General features: G+C 73.7%; 15 protein-coding genes. 10 read left to right on the top strand and 5 right to left on the bottom strand.

What is annotated here, in order from left to right:
- Window positions 1–78: 78 nt before the first annotated feature.
- Both ACFQ9Z_RS29345 and ACFQ9Z_RS29340 read right to left on the bottom strand, forming a co-directional pair.
- Entirely contained in the window at window positions 79–819 is a 741-nt protein-coding gene (locus tag ACFQ9Z_RS29345) for a class I SAM-dependent methyltransferase (protein ID WP_383025442.1), read from the bottom strand.
- A gap of 173 nt (window positions 820–992) precedes the next feature.
- The gene (locus ACFQ9Z_RS29340) at window positions 993–1,397 is read right to left on the bottom strand and encodes an ArsR/SmtB family transcription factor (RefSeq protein ID WP_383025439.1); all 405 of its coding nucleotides are present in this window, start codon (window positions 1,395–1,397) and stop codon (window positions 993–995) included.
- A gap of 120 nt (window positions 1,398–1,517) precedes the next feature.
- On the opposite strand from ACFQ9Z_RS29340, the gene ACFQ9Z_RS29335 reads away from it, so the two are divergent.
- On the top strand, window positions 1,518–3,491 hold the full coding sequence (locus ACFQ9Z_RS29335) for a heavy metal translocating P-type ATPase (protein ID WP_383025435.1): 1,974 nt from the start codon (window positions 1,518–1,520) through the stop codon (window positions 3,489–3,491).
- Between the two features lie 262 nt (window positions 3,492–3,753).
- Here the strand turns inward: ACFQ9Z_RS29335 and ACFQ9Z_RS29330 are convergent, their stop codons facing one another.
- Window positions 3,754–4,653 (bottom strand): sulfocyanin-like copper-binding protein, encoded by a 900-nt coding sequence (locus tag ACFQ9Z_RS29330; protein ID WP_383025432.1) that lies wholly within the window; start codon window positions 4,651–4,653, stop codon window positions 3,754–3,756.
- Between the two features lie 264 nt (window positions 4,654–4,917).
- Here ACFQ9Z_RS29330 and ACFQ9Z_RS29325 point away from each other — a divergent pair, with 264 nt between their 5' ends.
- Window positions 4,918–5,139, top strand: a complete 222-nt coding sequence (locus ACFQ9Z_RS29325; RefSeq protein ID WP_383025429.1) for a hypothetical protein — start codon at window positions 4,918–4,920, stop codon at window positions 5,137–5,139.
- A gap of 480 nt (window positions 5,140–5,619) precedes the next feature.
- On the opposite strand, the gene ACFQ9Z_RS29320 is transcribed toward ACFQ9Z_RS29325, so the two are convergent.
- Window positions 5,620–6,216, bottom strand: coding sequence for a TetR/AcrR family transcriptional regulator (locus ACFQ9Z_RS29320; protein WP_383025426.1), 597 nt, complete (start codon window positions 6,214–6,216; stop codon window positions 5,620–5,622).
- A 71-nt stretch (window positions 6,217–6,287) separates the two neighbouring features.
- Between ACFQ9Z_RS29320 and ACFQ9Z_RS29315 the strand changes: the two genes are divergently transcribed.
- The 6 genes from ACFQ9Z_RS29315 to ACFQ9Z_RS29290 all read left to right on the top strand — a co-directional run bounded on the left by ACFQ9Z_RS29315 (window position 6,288) and on the right by ACFQ9Z_RS29290 (window position 15,103).
- Entirely contained in the window at window positions 6,288–6,725 is a 438-nt protein-coding gene (locus ACFQ9Z_RS29315) for a hypothetical protein (RefSeq protein WP_383025422.1), read from the top strand.
- 94 nt (window positions 6,726–6,819) lie between these two features.
- Window positions 6,820–11,382 (top strand): HEAT repeat domain-containing protein, encoded by a 4,563-nt coding sequence (locus ACFQ9Z_RS29310; RefSeq protein ID WP_383025418.1) that lies wholly within the window; start codon window positions 6,820–6,822, stop codon window positions 11,380–11,382.
- A gap of 200 nt (window positions 11,383–11,582) precedes the next feature.
- Complete coding sequence (locus ACFQ9Z_RS29305; protein ID WP_383025415.1) at window positions 11,583–12,044, top strand: hypothetical protein; 462 nt, start codon at window positions 11,583–11,585, stop codon at window positions 12,042–12,044.
- Between the two features lie 181 nt (window positions 12,045–12,225).
- Window positions 12,226–13,053, top strand: coding sequence for a GAF and ANTAR domain-containing protein (locus ACFQ9Z_RS29300; RefSeq protein ID WP_383025412.1), 828 nt, complete (start codon window positions 12,226–12,228; stop codon window positions 13,051–13,053).
- Window positions 13,050–13,781, top strand: a complete 732-nt coding sequence (locus ACFQ9Z_RS29295) for a GAF and ANTAR domain-containing protein (RefSeq protein ID WP_383025408.1) — start codon at window positions 13,050–13,052, stop codon at window positions 13,779–13,781. Before ACFQ9Z_RS29300 ends, ACFQ9Z_RS29295 begins: the two co-directional genes overlap by 4 nt.
- A 128-nt stretch (window positions 13,782–13,909) precedes the next feature.
- Window positions 13,910–15,103 carry an ANTAR domain-containing protein gene (locus ACFQ9Z_RS29290; protein ID WP_383025405.1) on the top strand — a complete coding sequence of 398 codons (1,194 nt, stop codon included), beginning with the start codon at window positions 13,910–13,912 and terminating at the stop codon, window positions 15,101–15,103.
- 402 nt (window positions 15,104–15,505) lie between these two features.
- On the opposite strand, the gene phoU is transcribed toward ACFQ9Z_RS29290, so the two are convergent.
- A complete protein-coding gene (gene phoU, locus ACFQ9Z_RS29285) occupies window positions 15,506–16,195 on the bottom strand; it encodes a phosphate signaling complex protein PhoU (RefSeq protein ID WP_383025400.1) in 690 nt (229 codons plus the stop codon).
- Window positions 16,196–16,429: 234 nt separating this feature from the next.
- Here phoU and ACFQ9Z_RS29280 point away from each other — a divergent pair, with 234 nt between their 5' ends.
- Window positions 16,430–17,683: a sensor histidine kinase gene (locus ACFQ9Z_RS29280; protein WP_383025396.1), complete on the top strand. Its 1,254-nt coding sequence runs from the start codon at window positions 16,430–16,432 to the stop codon at window positions 17,681–17,683.
- A complete protein-coding gene (locus ACFQ9Z_RS29275; RefSeq protein WP_010358452.1) occupies window positions 17,680–18,360 on the top strand; it encodes a response regulator transcription factor in 681 nt (226 codons plus the stop codon). The genes ACFQ9Z_RS29280 and ACFQ9Z_RS29275 overlap by 4 nt, the downstream gene beginning before the upstream one ends.
- Window positions 18,361–18,391 lie beyond the last annotated feature (31 nt).

The raw sequence follows: 18,391 nt of genomic DNA, 5'->3' as shown, positions 1-18,391 counted from the left end.
CCTCAGGCCCCCGGGTCCCGCGGTGCCCTCACGGCCTGTCCGGTGAGGGGACGCCGTCGCGTCCCGGTGCGGCGGGACTCACGGCTTGTGGGTTACCCAGAGCAGTTCCGCCGGCCAGCGGTGTGCCCAGTCGGGCGGGTCGGTTTCGTTGTAGCCGTTGGGTGTTGCGGGTTCGGGCCGCGGCTCGATGAGGTCGTCGATGACGAGACCCGCGCCGCGCAGGACCTTGACCCAGTCGCCGTAGGTGAGCTGATAGCTGGTCGCGCCGTCGCCTTCGGCGATGGTGTCCAGCCCGAAGTAGTCCTGCCGCAGCGTCGTGGTCACGCGGCCGGCGGCTTCGTCGTAGCAGGCTTCGAACCACGGGCTGGCGACGTTGAACACCAGGCGCCCACCGCTGCGCAGGATGCGCGCGGCCTGCGGGACGGCCAGGTGCGGGGGCGCCCAGCTGAGCCCACCGAAGTCGCAGAACACCAGGTCGAAGCTGTCGGCGGCGAAGGGGAGGCGTTCGGCGGCGCCTTGCACCAGCGGGTAGCGGGCCGCCCCCATCGCGCGGGTCGCCGCGGCGAGTTGGGCTTCGGACAGGTCGAGCCCGACCACGGTGGCGCCCTCGGCGGCGAGCGCCCTGGACCACTGGCCCGCGCCGCAGCCGAGTTCGAGGACGCGCTTGCCGGTGACGTCGCCCAGGGCGCGCAGGTGGGCGTCGGGGATGGAGTACATGCCCCACAGCCGGGGCGCGGCGCCGATTCGCGGGTCGTGCTCGTGCTGGTAGGCGCCGCTGATCCGGTTCCAGAGCCGCCGGTTGGCGGGGATGCTGTCCACGTGCCGACTCCAGCACTGCCTGCCGGGGGCGGTCAACACGATTGGGGCACTGGCCGGCCCTCCCCCCGGCCCAGCCCCGGCTCGGCCCGTGATCCGTTAGCCACGGTGACATCGCCGCCACGACCGTCCGATCCGCGGAGTGATCGCCGGCACCGGGCCTGGTGCCGTCCCCGTCAGGAACGAGGGCCGGTCAGAGGTTCCGTCTCCCGCTCGCCCGTGGCCGCGGGGATGTCGCTCAGGCCGAGGCGGAGGTGTTCGACGTGGTAGAGGGCCTGGTCGAGGAGTTCGGCGACGTGGTTGTCGTAGAGGGAGTACACCACCGACCGGCCTTTGCGGGTGCCGACGACCAGGCCGAGGTTGCGGAGCAGGCGCAGCTGGTGGGAGCAGGCGGACTGCTCCATCTCGACCTCCGCGGCCAGTTCGGTCGCCGGCAGGGGGCCTTCGCGCAGCCGCGCGAGGATGAGCAGCCGGGAGGGGGTGGCCAGCGCCTGGAGGGTGGTGGCGACCTTGGCGGCACTGGCAGCGTCCAGGCGTCCGCGCGGGACGCCTCCGGTCGGCGGTGCGGCTCCATGACCCATGCGCCCATGCTACGGCACCTCACATGAACACATGAATGACTCTTCATTCGTTCCTGTTACGGTGGTGGGACCGACCCGTCGCGTCCGCGCGTCCGAACTCGTGCGAAGGACCCCGTCCCCATGTCTTCCACCCTCACCCGCCCGGCCGGGACCGGCGCCGCCCGCGAGGAGGTCGCGCCCCGGCGGCGCACGCGGATCTTCGCGCTGCCCGAGGCCCGGTGGGCGGCGTCCGCCCTGGTGCTGTTCCTGGTCGCGCTGCCGCTGTACCTGGGCGGTGCGCCCGCGTGGTCGTGGGGGCCGCTGTTCGCGGCGGTCTACGTCGCCGGAGGCTGGGAGCCCGGCTGGGCGGGCCTGCGGGCGCTGAGGGACAGGACCCTCGACGTGGACCTGCTCATGGTCGTCGCCGCGCTCGGGGCGGCGGCGATCGGACAGGTGCTGGACGGTGCGCTGCTGATCGTCATCTTCGCCACCTCAGGCGCACTGGAGGCGATCGCCACCGCCCGCACCGCGGACTCGGTGCGCGGCCTGCTCGACCTGGCCCCCACCACCGCCACCCGGCTGAGCGACGACGGTGGCGAGGAGAGTGTGCCCACCGGGGAGCTGCGCGCCGGCGACACGATCCTCGTGCGCCCCGGCGAGCGGATCGGCGCCGACGGCCGGGTCCTGGACGGAGCCGGTGAGGTCGACCAGGCCACCATCACGGGTGAACCGCTGCCCGTGGTCAAGGAGGCCGGGGACGAAGTGTTCGCCGGCACCCTGAACGGCACCGGCGCCCTGCGGGTGAAGGTCGAGCGTGACCCGTCCGACTCGGTGATCGCCCGGATCGTGAGCATGGTCGAGGAGGCCTCCGAGACCAAGGCCCCGACGCAGCTGTTCATCGAGAAGGTCGAGCAGCGCTACTCGCTCGGCATGGTCGCGGCCACGGTCGCCCTCTTCACCCTGCCGCTGCTGTTCGGCGCCGCGCTGCAGCCCACACTGCTGCGGGCGATGACCTTCATGATCGTCGCCTCCCCGTGCGCCGTCGTGCTCGCCACCATGCCGCCGCTGCTGTCGGCGATCGCCAACGCCGGACGCCACGGCGTGCTGGTGAAGTCGGCCGTGGTCATGGAACGGCTCGGCCAGGTGGACGCGGTGGCGCTGGACAAGACCGGCACCCTGACCGAGGGCATCCCGAAGGTGACGGACGTCCGCCCACTGCCGGGGTCCGGCCTCGGCGAGGGGGAACTCCTGCGACTGGCGGCGGCCGTCGAGCACCCCAGCGAACATCCGCTGGCCCGCGCCGTCGTGGACGCAGCCCGCGCCCGCGACCTGGACATTCCCCTGGCGGAGGACTTCACGTCCGCCCCCGGTACGGGCGTCAGCGCGACCGTGGCCGGCCGTACGGTCGCGGTCGGCAGCCCCGCCCGGCTGCTGACGGCCGGCCCGCACCGGGCGGTCGCCGTCGCCACCGCTCTCGAGGAGGACGGCCGCACCGCGGTCCTGGTCGTGGCCGACGGCACCCCGGTGGGTGTACTGGGCATCGCCGACCGGCTCCGCGAGGAGGCGGCGGCCGCCACCGCCGCGCTGGCGCGTCTGACCGGCACGGCGCCGGTGCTGGTGACCGGGGACAACCCGCGCGCTGCGGCGCGTCTCGCCGACGAGGTCGGGATCGCGGACGTGCGCGCCGGTCTGCTTCCGCAGGACAAGGTCACTGCGGTCAAGGAGCTGGAGCGGGCCGGCCGGAAGGTGCTGGTGGTCGGGGACGGTGTCAACGACGCCCCCGCGCTGGCGGCCGCCCACACCGGCGTGGCCATGGGGCGGGCCGGGTCGGACCTCGCCCTGGAGACCGCCGACGCGGTCGTCGTGCGCGACGAGCTCGCCACCATCCCCACCCTGATCGGGCTCTCCCGCCGTGCCCGCCGCCTGGTCGTGCAGAACCTGGTGATCGCCGCCGTGTTCATCACCGGCCTGGTCGTCTGGGACCTGGCAGGCCGGCTGCCGCTGCCGCTGGGCGTCGCCGGGCACGAGGGCTCCACGGTGATCGTCGGCCTCAACGGCCTGCGGCTGCTCGCCGACGGAGCGTGGAGCCGCGCCCGGGCAGGGCTGGGCCGGTGAGGCCGCGGGTGGTCGATGAGGCTGCGGGTGGTCGGTGAGGCCGCGGGTGGCCGGTGAGCTGCGGGCGGTCCGTGAGGCCGGGTGGCTGTGAGGCCGCAGATGGTCGTGCCGCAGATGGTCGCTGAGGCCGCAGATGGTCGGTGAGGCCGCAGGCGGTCCGTGAAGCCGCTGGGAGGCCCCGGCAGCCCTCACCGGCCCGGAAGCCTGTCTCCCGGCCCTCACCGGCCCGGAGGCCTGCCTCCCCGGCCGAAACGGCCTCCGCTCACCCGGTGACGTCCAGTTCCGCGTGCATTCCGGCCGCGTAGTGTCCCGGGATGTTGCACACCAGCTCGTAGCGGCCCGGCCGCAGCGTCACCGTGGTCCAGGCCGCCGCACCCGGGGCGATGCCTTCTCCGGCGCCGCTGCCGCAGGTGCGCGACGCCTCGCCCCGGCTGCCCGCCTCCGACACCTGGCCGTCGGAGCCGACGGCACGTTCCCCCGCCGCCCGGCCCGGCGCCAGCGGCAACACGACCACCTCGTGCGTGACGGTGCCCGCGTTGACCACCCGCACCGTCGTCCTCCCGGCCGGCACGGTCGTGGGGTGGGTCACCAGGCGCATCATGCCCGTGCCCCGCGGGCCGGGGCGGGTGCCGTCGGGGGCGAGCCGGTTCGGGCCCCTCATCATGCGCCCCGCGTCCCACACGGTCACGTCGACCGCACTGCCTCTCGCGGCCGGTGCGCCGCATCGCGCGCTCTGTGCCCGCCAGGACGCCGGTGCCGGCCGGTGGAAGGCTCCGGACGCGGCCATCAGGCCCGTCGAGGCGAGGCCCAGCACCAGAGCCGCGGCGGAGACGGCGATCGCCGGCCAGACCCCTCGGCGGGGACGTGGACTCGCCGTCGCTCCGGAAGCGGCGCGGGCCGACGTTCCGTACTCGTCCTCCTCGATCTCCCCGCGCGCGAACCGCTCGGCCGGCGAGTTCCCGGCTCCTGGCGTCTGCCACCCGCCGCCGCCGTCGCCGGACGGTGGAGGCGGCCCCGGCCGCTGGTGGCGCGCAGCCGTGAGGTGACGCACCAGGGCGACGAGCCCCGCGATCAGCACGGCCCAGACCAGCAGCGTCGACACCGTCATGAGGAACCGGCCGGCCCAGCCCCATCCGTCGCCGTACCACATCACGCCGATCACTTCCCTCGGCTGATCGCCACGTCAATGCCAGCATGGACCGGTGGGACCCGCGCGGCCTTGGGCCGTTGGTTCCCGGCCGTGGGACCGGACGGCCCGTCGTCCGACCCCGGTCGGCGGGCGCTGTCTGGCAGAGCCCGGATTCTGCTCCGGTTTCGCTCCAGCCGATCAAGGGATTCGCTGGTCAGCGACGTGAAGCGGTTGCGGTCTTGTGGATCTGTGCCGACGGCCACAGCGAACGGGGCACGCAAAGGCGCATACTGAGCCATGACAAAGCCTGCCGCGCCGAAGCGCCATCTCCCCACCAGCCCGTTCAAGGCCCCCGTCGCACCGGCTCCCAAGCACTTCGCAGTGGGGGACCAGGTCACGCACGACATGTACGGCCTCGGCCGCGTGGTCGGCGTCGAGGACGGGGTCGCTGCGCTCGTGGATTTCGGCTCGTCGCAGATGCGGATCCTGAGCCCGTACGCCAAGATGACCAAGCTGTAGGACCGCTGTGCCCGGTCAGGCACACCCAGGTCCCTCGCGGGACCTGCAACGAAAGAGAGTCCTCCCATCGACATGACGTCGCTGTTCTCCGCCCCGGAAGGGCAACCCAGCCGCTCCGCGGCGGCATCGCCGCCTCCGGCGACCAACCCCTTCCAGGCCCCCGACTTCGGGGAAGACGAAACCTGGCCGTTCGACGACGCGCAGGAGCCCGCCCCGGGCGCCCACGCGACGCGGGGCCGCGCGGCTTAGCCCCACGGAACGCGGCGGCAGCCCGCCCTGCCGCACGGCCGGGCCCCCGCCGATCGCGGCGGCAGCCCGCCCTGCCCCGCGGCACGCGCACCGGCTCACAGGTGGCCGGCGTTCCCGGTCACGCGGTGACGACGGCCCTGGCCGGGACGCAGCCCAGGGCGACGGCGCCGTGGGACGACGGCGCCCGGCGCCGGCCGTCCGGCGCGAAGGCTCCCTTCCGGCCGGAGGAGCTCACGCCATACCGGATGCCAGCGCGCGGGCGGCGTCGGCGAAGTACTGTTCGTCGGCGCCGGGGGCGAGGCCGAGAGTGACGCCCTGGGTGAGGCCGACGAACAGCGCCCTGAGGCCGAGGGCCAGACGGCGCGCCTGATGCGGCGTCACGATGCCGTTCCCGTGGGGCCTGCCGGCGAACAGCTCCGCCAGATGGCTCTCCTGTGTCCGGACGGACTCGGCGAGCCGGGTCGCCAGCTCCGGGTCGTGCAGGGCCATGTCCAGCAGGGTGATCTGCAGCGACAGGCCGGACGACGCGCCGGAGGCGTCACAGGAGCGCCGGTAGTGGCGGGCGAAGGCGTCGACCGCTTCCAGCAGGTCGAGCCCAGCGGGAACAGCCCGTTCGATCTCCTCGTAGTGCGGCCGCAGGTGGTCCGTGACCAGTGCGACCACCAGGCCGTTCTTGCTGCCGAACAGGGAGTAGACGGCGCCCGTTGTCAGACCGGCCAGTTCGGCGATCTCGTCGAGCCGGGCGCGGTGCCCGTCCCGGGAGACGACCTCGAAGGCGGCTTCCAGCAGAGCGCGGCGGTTCCGTTCCTTCGTTTCCGCTCTCGTCATTCTCATAATTTCATTATCCTAGTAATCGAGTTACGCGACCGAGCTCAGGACAGGCAGCGAAGGGAACGCTCGTGACCCAGGCCCAGACCCAGGCCACCACGCCGGCAGCTACCTACCGGGTGGTGGGGATCGTCGCCGACGGAGCCGTGAAGGTCCTGCTCGGCGCGGCCTTACTCATCGGCGCGACCCGGCTGGGCGATCTGCTCGGCGTGCCCGCCTGGTTGATGATCACGTCCGGTGTGGTGCTGCTCGCCGCGGGCGGGGTCGAGATGAGGTACGTGCGCCGGCGCCGGCTGCGCACCTACACGCTGCTCATGATCGCTTACGACAGCGGCTGGACGCTGACGGCGCTGACCGGCCTGCTGATGGCGTGGCGGGGAGGCGACGCCGGCGGCGAGGTGTGGATGGGGTACCAGGCGGTCGCGCCCCTCGTGTTCGCCGCGCTGCTGCTGGGGTCCGCGTCGGTGCCGGAGGCTTCCGGCGCCCGCGCGAACGACTCCGCGCGCTGACCGGGCGCAGCCGGAATCCCGGCTCAACCAGACGCTCTGCGTGGTAACTTGAAGCACATTTGTCGGGGTGGCGTGGAGCGGGCGCGAGGGACGGATGAGTGGTTCGCCGTACAGCGCGATGCGCGCGAGGCTGGCGAGCAAGACCGTCCGGCACTATCTCCGCCCCACTTTCCGGGTCCGTGACTCCGCCGACGAGTCCCCCGAGCGCCTGGGGTTCGACGCGCTTCTCGACCAACTGCCCTCGTACCGGCCCAAGTACGATCCGATCGCCAAGACATGGCTGATCACGGGCGGTGCCGGCAGCGGCAAGAGCACCGCCGTCCAGCAGTACGCGATGGCGCTGCTGGACCGGGAGACCCCCTGCGCCGTCGTCGACAACCGCATGCTCAGGGACCTCGAGGTGACCGGCCTCACCGTCGAGGCGTTCGCGGGGGAGTTCCGCCCGACGGGCCTCGACCCGGTTCTGTGGAAGGCCCACGTCAAGAAGCACCGCGTGGTCTTCCTGGTCGACGCCCTGAACGAGCTGAAGCGTGAGTTCGCCGGCACCCCCAAGTGGAGCTTCGTACGCCGGCTGTTGACGGGTTCGCACGACTTCACGGTGCTGGCGACCTCCCGCAGCGACTCGGAGGACCTGGACTCGACGCTGCTGCGCGACGTCGAGACCGTGTCGATCGAACCGCTGGACGAGCAGGACATCGAGCGCTACCTGCGGATGCGCGACGAATCGGCCACCGAGACCCTGGACGAGATCAGGTCGGGCGACATGCTGGGCGTGGCGTCCAACCCGTTCATGCTGTCGCTGCTGACCGACTGGCTGCTCGGCACACGGTCCGTCAAGGGCCGCAGGATCCCGCGCAGCCGGGCGGACCTGCTCCGGGAGACCATGGTCCGGCCCGGCGGCGGCATCGGGTCCGGCACGGCGGACGAGGGCGAGGCGGAACGCGGGCCCGGCATGGAGGCGACGCTGTGCGCGGCGGCGCTGGCCGCGATCACCTCCGGCAAGGGCAACGCGGACTTCGTCGACCGGGACGTGAAGGCGCTGCTCGGCCAGGTCTGGGACGACGAGCGTGAGACGGCCCAGGCGGTGCAGGCCTTCCTGCAGACGCAGATGGTGGAGCCGGTCGCCGACGCGCCGGGCGGCCAGTACAGCCTCGTCCACCCGGCCTTCGTGGACTTCGGACTGGCCCTCGCCTGGCAGCGCACCGACCCGCCGCCCTTCGTGCTGGACCCCGCCTTCCTCGACCAGTGCCTGGGCGACTGGGTCGGTCTCCAGACCGATCCGGACAGCGCCGTGCTCGGCCTGCTCGCACCCGACGCCAGGCCGTTGCCGCCCGAACTGCTCGTGGACGTCCTCGTGGCCAACCGGGGTGTCCTGGGCGACGAGGTGCGCGGGGCGTTGTGGCGACAGCTCGGCAGCTGCTTCGAACAGGGACGCCAGATACGCGACCGCCTGGCCGGTGCGCTGGCCGGTCTGCCTCCGACCGTGCTGCGCGACGGGCTCCAGCGCGGCCTGCTGCGGGCGCTCAACGCCAGGGCCCCGCAGCTCGCCGACAGCGTCCTGGACACCCTGCGCAACGGCGCGCTGGACGCCCTGACGCTGCAGCGGCTGCGCCGCAGGCACGAGCGCAACAAGAAGGTGCCGGCCCAGGACGGACGGGACCGCGACAAGGACGCGGCCGCGAAGCGGCGGGCCTGGCTGCGCGCGGAGTCCGATCCGGCCGCGCGCCGCCGCAGCGCCAACTGGCTGGGCAGCAACGGCGGTGAGCCGGACGTCGACGACCTGTGCACGACCATGCTGATGGACTCGGACGCCTGGGTCCGCGGCGCCTGCGCCACCGCGCTCGGACGCATCGGCTCGCACCGGGCCGTCCCCGCGCTCCTGGGGACCGCCGGGACCGACCCGGACGGCGCCGTCCGCGGTTCGGCGGCCAAGGCGCTCGGTGAGATCGGGCATCCGCAGGCGGTGCCCGTGCTGGTCGAAGCCCTCGCCGGCGACGACGTGGGCGGTGTCCGGGGTTCGGCCGCGTACGCCCTGGGTCACATCGGTAACCCGCAGGCGGTGCCCGTGCTGATCGACGCCCTCGCCGGCGACGAGGAGGTCAGTGTCCGGGGTTCGGCCGCGAACGCCCTCGGGCACATCGGCGACTTCCAGGCGGTGCCCGCGCTGAGCATCGCCCTCGCCGGCGACGCCGAGGTCGGTGTCCGGGGTTCGGCCGCCAACGCCCTCGGCCAGATCGGCAGTCCCCAGGCGCTGCCCGCGCTGAGCACCGCCCTCGCCGACGAGGAGGACGCCGGGGTCCGGGGGTCGGCCGCCGACGCCCTCGGCCGTATCGGGGACCCCGGGGCGGTGCCCGCGCTGACCGGCGCCCTCGCCACCGACTCGACCCCCAACGTCCGGGGTTCGGCCGCCAAGGCCCTCGGTCTCATCGGCCACCCGGCCGCGGTGGAGGCGCTGACCACCGCGCTCGCCGAGGACACCGACGGCTACACCAGGGGTGCGGCCGCCGACGCGCTCGGCCGGATCGGGGACCCCGGCGCCATCGACGCGCTCACCGCCACCCTCAACGACCCGTACCCCATCATCCGGGGTTCGGCCGCCAACGCCCTGGGCTTCATCGGCCACCCGGCCGCGGTGGAGGCGCTGACCACCGCGCTCGCCGAGGACACCGACGGCTACACCAGGGGAACGGCCGCCACCGCACTCGGCCGGATCGGGGACCCCCGCGCCGTCGACGCGCTCACCGCCGCCCTCAACGACAGCGGCGCCAAGGTCCGGGGTTCGGCCGCCAACGCCCTCGGTCTCATCGGCCACCCGGCCGCCCTGGAGGCGCTGACCACCGCGCTCGCCGAGGACACCGACAGCTACACCAGGGGGGCGGCCGCCACCGCCCTCGGCCGTATCGGGGACCCCGGCGCCCTGGACGCGCTCGTCACCGCCCTCGCCGAGGACACCGACGGCCAGACCAGGGGGGCGGCCGCCAACGCCCTCGGCCACATCGGGGACCCCGGCGCCCTGGCCCCGCTCATCGAGACGCTCGTCCGCGACCCCGTCGGCAAGGCGCGCGGCTCGGCCGCGAACGCGCTGGGGCACCTGGGCGACCCGGCGGCGGCGGACGCCCTGCGGGCCACCATCGACAACCCCGAGGAGACCCCTCTGACCCGGCGCGCCGCCGTGGGCTCGCTCAGCCACCTGGACACCGGGGACGAGGCGTGGATCACCAAGGTCGCCGACCGGCTTCGGTTCAAGGCCCGTGACCGGGACCGGCGCGCGCTGCGCGGGGCCATCATCGGCCTGGTGGCCCACCGGGAGATCACCCCGGAGACGAAGAGCTGGCTGACCGGCGTGATCCATCGGGACAAGGACCCGCTGAACCGCACGACGGCCCTCGAAGGGCTGGCCCGGGCCGGGCAGGCGGATCCGGACCTGATCAAGTTCACCATCGCGCCCGAGATCCCACGGCCGGACAAGCGGCCCCGGGACAGCGACGCGGGTGTGCTGGGCGTCGCGGCGGCCGCCGTCGTACGGGCCGCCGCCGACCGCCCCGAATACACCGAGGCCCTGCTCCCGAGCCTCGTCCGGCTGCTCGTGGCCAAGACCACCTACCGGCCGACGGTCATCCCCCCGCTCATCCAGCTCCGCCTGCTTCCGCTGCCCGTCGCGGAGCGGGTCTTCGCCCGCATCGTGGAGCTGGTGGGCGACGAGCCGCCGGAGAACCCGTACCTGGCGACGGGACTGGACGTCGAGCGGGAGCACCTGGCCGAGCGCAGGCGCGTACAGGCCTGCGTCGAGTCGTTCAACCGCGACCCCGCGGCGGTGCTCGCCGGGTTCCGCGACCGACAGAAGTCGAGGTTCGAAGTGACCGTGCCCAGTGACGCCGGCGGCGACGAGTACCACGTCGCCCTGCTGACGGCGGTGCCCGTGGAGACCAAGGCGCTCTTCCGCGTGCTCGGCGAGCGCGGCATCACCCCGACCGACGTGCAGCGCGACGGGCGGTACTACGACGTCTTCGAGCTGGGGCCCGAAGGGCAGCCCCCCGTCCGGGTGGTCACCACGCAGGCCACCGACCAGGGCGGCCAGTCGGCGGCGGCGGTGACCCGCGAGCTGCTGTCCGCGTTCCGGCCGGACCTGGTGCTCCTGGTCGGGGTGTGCGGCGGCTTCGGCGAACGCGGGGTGTCGATCCACGACGTGCTCCTGGCGCGGGAGGTCTTCGACTACGGCCCGGAGAAGGTGCGCCCGGAGGGCGGCGGCCTGCGGCCGCAGGTCTACCGGACGGACCCTCAGGTGCTGCGGCTCGTCACGCGGCTGGACAACCTGGGCCGGCTGGAGGCGTCGCTGGGCGGCGGCGAGCTGCACGTGAAGGACTTCGCGAGCGGCGAGAAGGTGATCGCCTGGCGCGACTCCGCGCTCCGCGCCGAACTGCTCGCCATGTCCCCGGACATCGCCGGGGTGGAGACCGAGGGGCACGGCGTGCTGCACGCGATCTGGGAGGCGTTCAAGGCGAAGGACTTCGTGGGCGGGGCGATGCTCAAGTGCGTCAGCGACCTCGGTGACGAGGAGATGTCCGTCGATAAGAAGGCCAAGCAGACGGAAGCCGCGCGGCGGGCGGCCCGGGTCGCGCTGGACGTGGCGGCGGCGTTCCGGCGCGCGGACACCTGACCCGCCGCCCGGTCGGGACGCCATTCCCGCCGCCCGGTCGGGACGCCACTCCCGCCGCCCGGTCGGGACGCCACCCCCGCCGCTCGGTCCGTACGCCACCACCGCCGCCCGGTCCTGCGCCCGGTCCGTCCTTGGTCCGCTCCGGTGACCGTGCGGCCGGCGGCGGTTCGGCCGCGCGGGTTCTGGAAACCCGTAGCCGCATGATCCGAAGCATCCTGTGGGGGTGTGCCGCGGGGGCCGCCGGCACCACCGCGCTGAACGCCGTTTCGTACGCGGACATGGCGCTGCGGGGACGGCCCTCCAGCGGGACACCCGAGGCCGTGGTGGAGAAGGTCAGCTCGGGACTCGGGCACCCGGTCCCGGAGTCGGAGGGGCGGGAGAACCGGCTCACCGGGCTCGGAGCGCTGTCGGGCATCGCCGTGGGCGTCGCGGCCGGCGTGGCCGTGGCACTGGCCCACCGGGCGGGAGCGCGCCTGCCGGTGTGGCTGGGCGGGCCGCTCACCGGGGCCCTGGCGATGGCGGCGGCCGACGCGCCGATCGCCGCGCTCGGAGTGAGCGACCCCCGGACGTGGTCCGCGGTGGACTGGGCCTCGGACGTGGTCCCGCACCTCGCCTACGGGCTGGTCACCTACGGGGTCGTGGCGGCGTCCGCGAACCGGTGAACCCGGCGGGCCGGGCGGCTCCGGAGGCGGGCGGGGCGATTTCCCGTACCGCTTCCCCTCATCCGGGCTACTTCTCGCCAGAAGGGAACCCGGCTCCCGTAGCGCCCCCGGACCGCGGCCCGGGGACGGGATACTGAGGGATCATGTCTGCTGACCGCCTGGCCCGACGGGGGTGATGACCATGCCGCCCGAGCAGCCCGACCAGCCGGACGGCGGTGGTGTGCCGCCCGACGTCCGGGACCGGCTGCGGGTCACCGACGCGCTGGCCGCCGCCGCTCGCGGGGTGCGCGACGACCCGGAGCGGATGCCGGAGGCGCTGTGCGCGGCGTGCGTACGGCTGCTGCCGGTGACCGGCGCCTCCGTGTCGATCTCCGGGGGGCGCGGGGTGCAGATGACCTGGTGCGCCAGCGACCGGGTCGCGGCGCGGCTCGCCGAGCTGCAGTACACCCTGGGCGACGGGCCCTGCCAGACCGCCCTCGAGCAGGGCGCCCCGGTGATCGCCGCCGATCTGACCGCGGGGCGTGACGCCCGGCGCTGGCCGGTCTTCGCGCACGAGGCGGCCGAGATGGGTGTGCTCGCCGTGTTCTCGCTGCCCCTGGGGGTCGGCGGAGCCGCGGTCGGCACCCTCGATCTGTACTGCGACCGGGTGGGCGGCCTCGCCGAACCCGACCTGCGGACCGCGCTGTGGGTGCGCGACGCGGTCACGTACGCCCTGATGAGCGTGCAGCCCGCCTACGACGGCGCCGAGGACGAGGCGCAGGAAGCGGTAGCGTCCTGGGTGGAGGCCTCGGAAGCCGACCACACCGAGGTCTACCAGGCCGTCGGCATGGTGATGGTGCAGATCGACGCGGACCCCGAGCAGGCCCTGGACCGGATGCGCGCCCGCGCCTTCGCCGAGGGCCGTACGGTCAGCCAGGTGGCCCGGGACGTCCTGGCCCGCAGGCTCCGCTTCCGAGCGGAGCGGGATGGCCGTGACGACGACCAGGGAAGGGACGGTGACCGCTCATGAGCCGGGAACAGCAGCTCGCCCAGGCGCTCGTCGGGCTGGCCGACTCCTTCGCCGACGACATCGACCCCGTCGTGCTCGTGGACCGGCTGGCACAGCGCTGCGTCGAGATCACCGGCGCCGACGCGGTCGGCATCATGGTCGTCTCCGCCCGAGGCGACCTGCGCACGCTCGCGGTCACCGACGACCAGGCCGGCTTCCTCGAGCTGTTCCAGCTCCAGACGGACCAGGGTCCCTGCCTGGACTGCTACCGAGAGGGCCACCGCGTCGACGTCCGTGACATGGCCGCCGACGCCGGCCGCTGGCCCCAGGTCGTCCCGTTCGCCCTGGAGATCGGTTTTCGCGCGGCGCACGCGCTGCCGTTGCGCGTCCACGGTCAGACCGTCGGCGCAGTCAACCTGCTGCTGCGCGAGCCGGGCGGGCTGGCCCCGGTCGACCTTGACCTGGCCCAGGCGCTCGCGGACGTGTCGGCCGTCGCGCTGGTCAACTGGTCCCCGGAGCCGCTGCGCTCCGCCGACGTCGCCGGCAGCGTCCAGGCCGCGCTGGCCGGCCGCGCGGCGGTCAGCATGGCCACCGGGATGATCGCCGAGGTGTCCGGCCTCCCCCTGGCGGAGGCCCACGGCGTGCTGCGCGCCTACTCGGCGGGCCGGCGCCGGCGCCTGGTCGACACCGCGCACGCGCTGATCCGGCGCACCCTCACCCCGGACGACGTGCTCGCGACCCGGAGCTGACACCCCGGCGCGAGAGACGGACGGCTCGGACCTGCCGTCCCACCCGCACACGACTACGCTGATAGGTGCCGGGAGGAACCCGGCAGCGAGACCCGCAGGTCCCGTGGCCCCCCAGCGAGGGAGCGGCCATGCAGCAGTTCTCCTGCGAGACCGTGGCGGACCTGGCGGTCCCCGGACTGGTCCACGGCAGGCTGACGGTGATCGCCGTGCACGGTGTCGCCGACACCACGACCGGTGCCGCTCTCGCCTCCGCTCTCGCCGCGCCGGGCCCCGCCCAGCTCGTCGTCGACCTGACCGGCCTGTACCGGCTGGAGCCCGCCGGTGCCGAGATCCTGTACCGGTTCGCCGAGGAGGCGGCCGCCCAGGGCCGCCCGCTGCGCCTGACCGGATGCACCGCGCAGGCCGCCGCCGTGCTCGCCCGGACCCGGGCGGCCCGCGAGCCGGCCGGCCGTGCCGGGCCCGAGCTGTACGCGTCGGTGTCCGATGCGCTCGCCGCGGTGATCTCCGCGGCCGCGGCGGCGCCGCTGCCCGGGTCGCCGTTCGCGCGCACCGACGCGGTGGAACTGCGGCACCGCCTGCTGGCGCACGCCCTGGTCGCCCGCGCGCAGGGCCTGCTCATGGAGCGCTACGGCCTCCCTGGCGCGGACACCGCCGGCGCGCTGCTGCGCACGGTGGCCCGACGGCACGGGATGCGGACGGTCTGGCTGGCCGGGGTCCTGGCGCGGGCCGCGGCGCCAGGGCTCGGCGAGGCGTGGTTCCCCGGCCGGGAGCACCCCGCCGAGCCCGCCGTCGGTTTCCTGCTGCCGTCCGCCGGCCGGGCGCGGCGGCTGTCCGCGTTCCTCGACGCGCTCCGGGACACCGTCTGCGCGATCACCCGTACCGACATGGCCAACGTGCAGCTCCTCGACCCCAGCGACAACACGCTGCGGATGGAGTCCCACTGCGGCTTCCCCGCCGAGTTCGTGCACTTCTTCGCGCTGGTCGACGGCACCGCCACCCCGTGCGGCCACGCGGTCCGCAAGAGCGAGCGGATCGTGGTGGACGACGTGGCCAGCGCCCCGGAGTTCGACGAGCCCTCACGTGCCGCGACGCTCGCCGCGCACAGCCGCTCGGTGCAGTGCACGCCCATCCCCGGCCCCGCCGGCCGCGCCCAGGGCATGCTCTCCACCCATCACGCCCAGCCCGGCCACGCCTTCACCGGCGCCGAGTTCGTCGCCCTGGACACCGTCGCCCGGGAGGCCGGCGCCTGGCTGGACTGGTACCGGACGACCACCGTCCTGGACGCGCTGGAGGACCTGCACCGCAGGGCACGCGGTCCCTGAGCCCTGCGCGCGGGGCCGGGGACGCCGAAGGCCGGTGCGAAACGGGTTCGCACCGGCCTTCGGACTTCGTTCCGGGTCAGCCGCACTGGCAGGGAGCGCCCGACTGGCACCCGCAGCCACAGCCCGACCCGCAGCCGCACGCGGCGACGAGCGGGAGGTGCCTGCTCTCGGTGGGCTGGTCCGACTCGCGCGCTTGCGTGGGGTCGGGCGTGGTGCCGGGGGATTCGGCCATGGGTCCCCTCCTCAGAGGCTCGGCGAGATGCCTTCGCCCATTTCATGCCCGTTCCGCCGGGCGCATCAACGGCGCATCGAGGCGTCCGCCCGCTCGGCTCCGCCTCCCCGCGAGCCCGGCACGACCCGGACGGCAGGCCGCGCACGCCCCGGGGCCGGGCCGCGGGGGCCTTAAGCCCCCTCGATCCCGGTCACCGGCTTGATGTCCTGCTGGAGGAGGTCGGCGTGCTCGCCCGTCACCAGATAGACGACCCGCTTGGCGACGGCCACCGCGTGGTCGGCGTACCGCTCGTAGTACCGGCCCAGCAGGGTGACGTCGACGGCCGTCTCGATGCCGTGCTTCCAGCGGTCGTCGATCAGGTGCTGGAACAGGGTGCGGTGCAGCAGGTCCATGTCGTCGTCGTCCTGCTCCAGTTGCAGCGCGAGGTCGACGTCCTTGGTGACGAGCACCTCGGCCGCCTTCGCCATCAGGCGCTGGGCGAGCTGGCCCATCTCCAGGATCGTGGCGTGCAGGTCGTGCGGGACCGCGCGCTCGGGGAAGCGCAGCCGGGCCAGCTTCGCCACGTGCTGGGCGAGGTCGCCGGAGCGCTCCAGGTCGGCCGACATGCGCAGCGACGTGACGACGATCCGCAGGTCGGTCGCGACCGGCTGCTGGCGGGCGAGCAGGGCTATGGCCCGGGCCTCCAGGTCGTGCTGGAGTTCGTCGACCTTCTGGTCGGCCTCGATCACGTTCTCGGCCAGCTTCAGGTCGGTGTCGAGGATGGCGGTCGTGGCGCGCCCGATCGCCGACCCGACCAGCCGGGCCATCTCCACCAGGCTGTCGCCGATCGAGTCAAGTTCCTCGTGGTACGCGTCCCGCATCAGGATTCCCTCTCGTACGTGCTTCCTTCGGGGTTCCGGGGGCCGTGACACCAGGCGCCCCGTGGCGTGACCGGCGGTGTGAACCCCACGCTCCCACGTTCTGCCCCGTACGCGTCCGTTTCCGCCACCCCAAATGAACCACCACTGGCTCCAAGGTGAACTCTGGGCGACGAGTGTTCGAGGTCGCACTGCGACGGCTGTGGTCAGGTCGTCGCGCGTGCCTAACCTTGTGGCATGGACGTGAACGCGGCGGTCGCCGCAGCGGCAGCGATCGCCGGGGTGCTGACCGGCGTCATCGCCATGCTGGCGTTCCGCTGGAGCGAACGCGACCAGAAGCGACCCACCAGGACTTCCTTGCACACCGATGCCGTACTCCCGCCCGGCGTGGACACCGTGCTGTCCGTGCTCAGCTCCTCGGCCGTCGTCCTCGACGAGGGCGACGCCGTCGTCAAGGCCAGCTCCGCCGCGTACGCCCTCGGGCTGGTCCGCGGCGGCAAGCTCTCGGTCGAGCCGATGCTGCAGATGGCCCGGGACACCAGACGCGACGGCGAGATACGCCAGGTCGAACTGGACCTGCCCCGGCGGGGCACCGGACGCGGCGAGGCGCTCGCCGTCTCCGCGCGCGTGGCCCCGCTCGGCTCCCGGCTGGTCCTGCTGCTGGTCGAGGACCTGACCGAGGCCCGCAGGATCGAGGCCGTACGGCGTGACTTCGTGGCCAACGTGAGCCATGAGCTGAAGACCCCTGTCGGCGCGCTCTCGCTGCTCTCCGAGGCCGTCATGGACGCCTCCGACGACCCCGAGGCCGTCGAGCGCTTCGCCGGCCGCATGCAGATCGAGGCGACCCGGCTGACCAACCTGGTCCAGGAGCTCATCGACCTGTCCCGGGTCCAGAACGACGACCCCCTCGAGGACGCCGAGCCGGTGCGGGTGGACGAGCTGGTCGCCGAGGCCGTCGACCGCTGCCGCCACCAGGCGGGCGCCAAGCAGATCACGATGGCCGCCGGGGGCACCGCGGACCTGCACGTGTGGGGCAACCGGGGCCAGCTCGCCGCCGCCCTCGGCAACCTGGTCGAGAACGCCGTGAACTACTCACCGGCCCGCACCCGCGTCGGCATCGCCGCCCGCCGGATCACCGTCCCGGGCGGCGACCTGATCGAACTGGCCGTCACCGACCAGGGCATCGGCATCTCCGACCGGGACAAGGAGCGCATCTTCGAGCGCTTCTACCGCGTCGACCCGGCCCGCTCCCGGGCCACCGGAGGCACCGGTCTGGGTCTCGCGATCGTCAAGCACGTGGTCGCCTCGCACGGCGGGGAGGTCACGGTGTGGAGCGCCGAAGGCCAGGGCTCCACTTTCACCCTCAGACTGCCGGAGGCGGGCGCGGCCCGCGACCGCGCACAGCAGCACCCCGACCTCGACGACGAGGACGGCGGCGCCCCCGACTCATCTCCTTACGAACCGCTTCCCGCCCCGGAGGTCCTTCCGTGACCCGAGTGCTCGTCGTCGAGGACGAGGAGTCCTTCTCCGACGCCCTGTCGTACATGCTCCGCAAGGAGGGCTTCGAGGTCGCCGTCGCGGCCACCGGCCCCGACGGACTCGACGAGTTCGAGCGCAACGGCGCCGACCTCGTGCTCCTCGACCTGATGCTGCCGGGCCTGCCCGGCACGGAGGTGTGCCGTCAGCTGCGCGGCCGCTCCAACGTCCCCGTGATCATGGTGACCGCCAAGGACAGCGAGATCGACAAGGTCGTGGGGCTCGAGATAGGAGCCGACGACTACGTCACCAAGCCCTTCTCCTCCCGCGAGCTGGTCGCCCGCATCCGCGCGGTGCTGCGCCGCCGCGGCGAGCCGGAGGAGGTCACCCCGGCCGCCCTGGAGGCGGGACCGGTCCGCATGGACGTCGACCGGCACGTGGTGACGGTCTCCGGCTCCAAGGTGGACCTCCCGCTGAAGGAGTTCGACCTGCTGGAGATGCTGCTGCGCAACGCGGGCCGGGTCCTGACCCGCATGCAGCTCATCGACCGCGTGTGGGGCGCCGACTACGTGGGCGACACCAAGACCCTCGACGTCCACGTCAAGCGCCTGCGCGCCAAGATCGAGCCCGACCCGGGCGCGCCGCGGTACCTGGTGACGGTGCGGGGCCTGGGCTACAAGTTCGAGCCGTAGGCCTTACGCGCGGCAGTACGAAGGAGGGCGG

The organism is Streptomyces sp. NPDC056580, from assembly GCF_042793175.1.
Lineage (GTDB): Bacteria > Actinomycetota > Actinomycetes > Streptomycetales > Streptomycetaceae > Streptomyces.
Note: the sequence above shows the minus strand (reverse complement) of the source record. Positions and strands in the feature narration are given on the sequence as shown.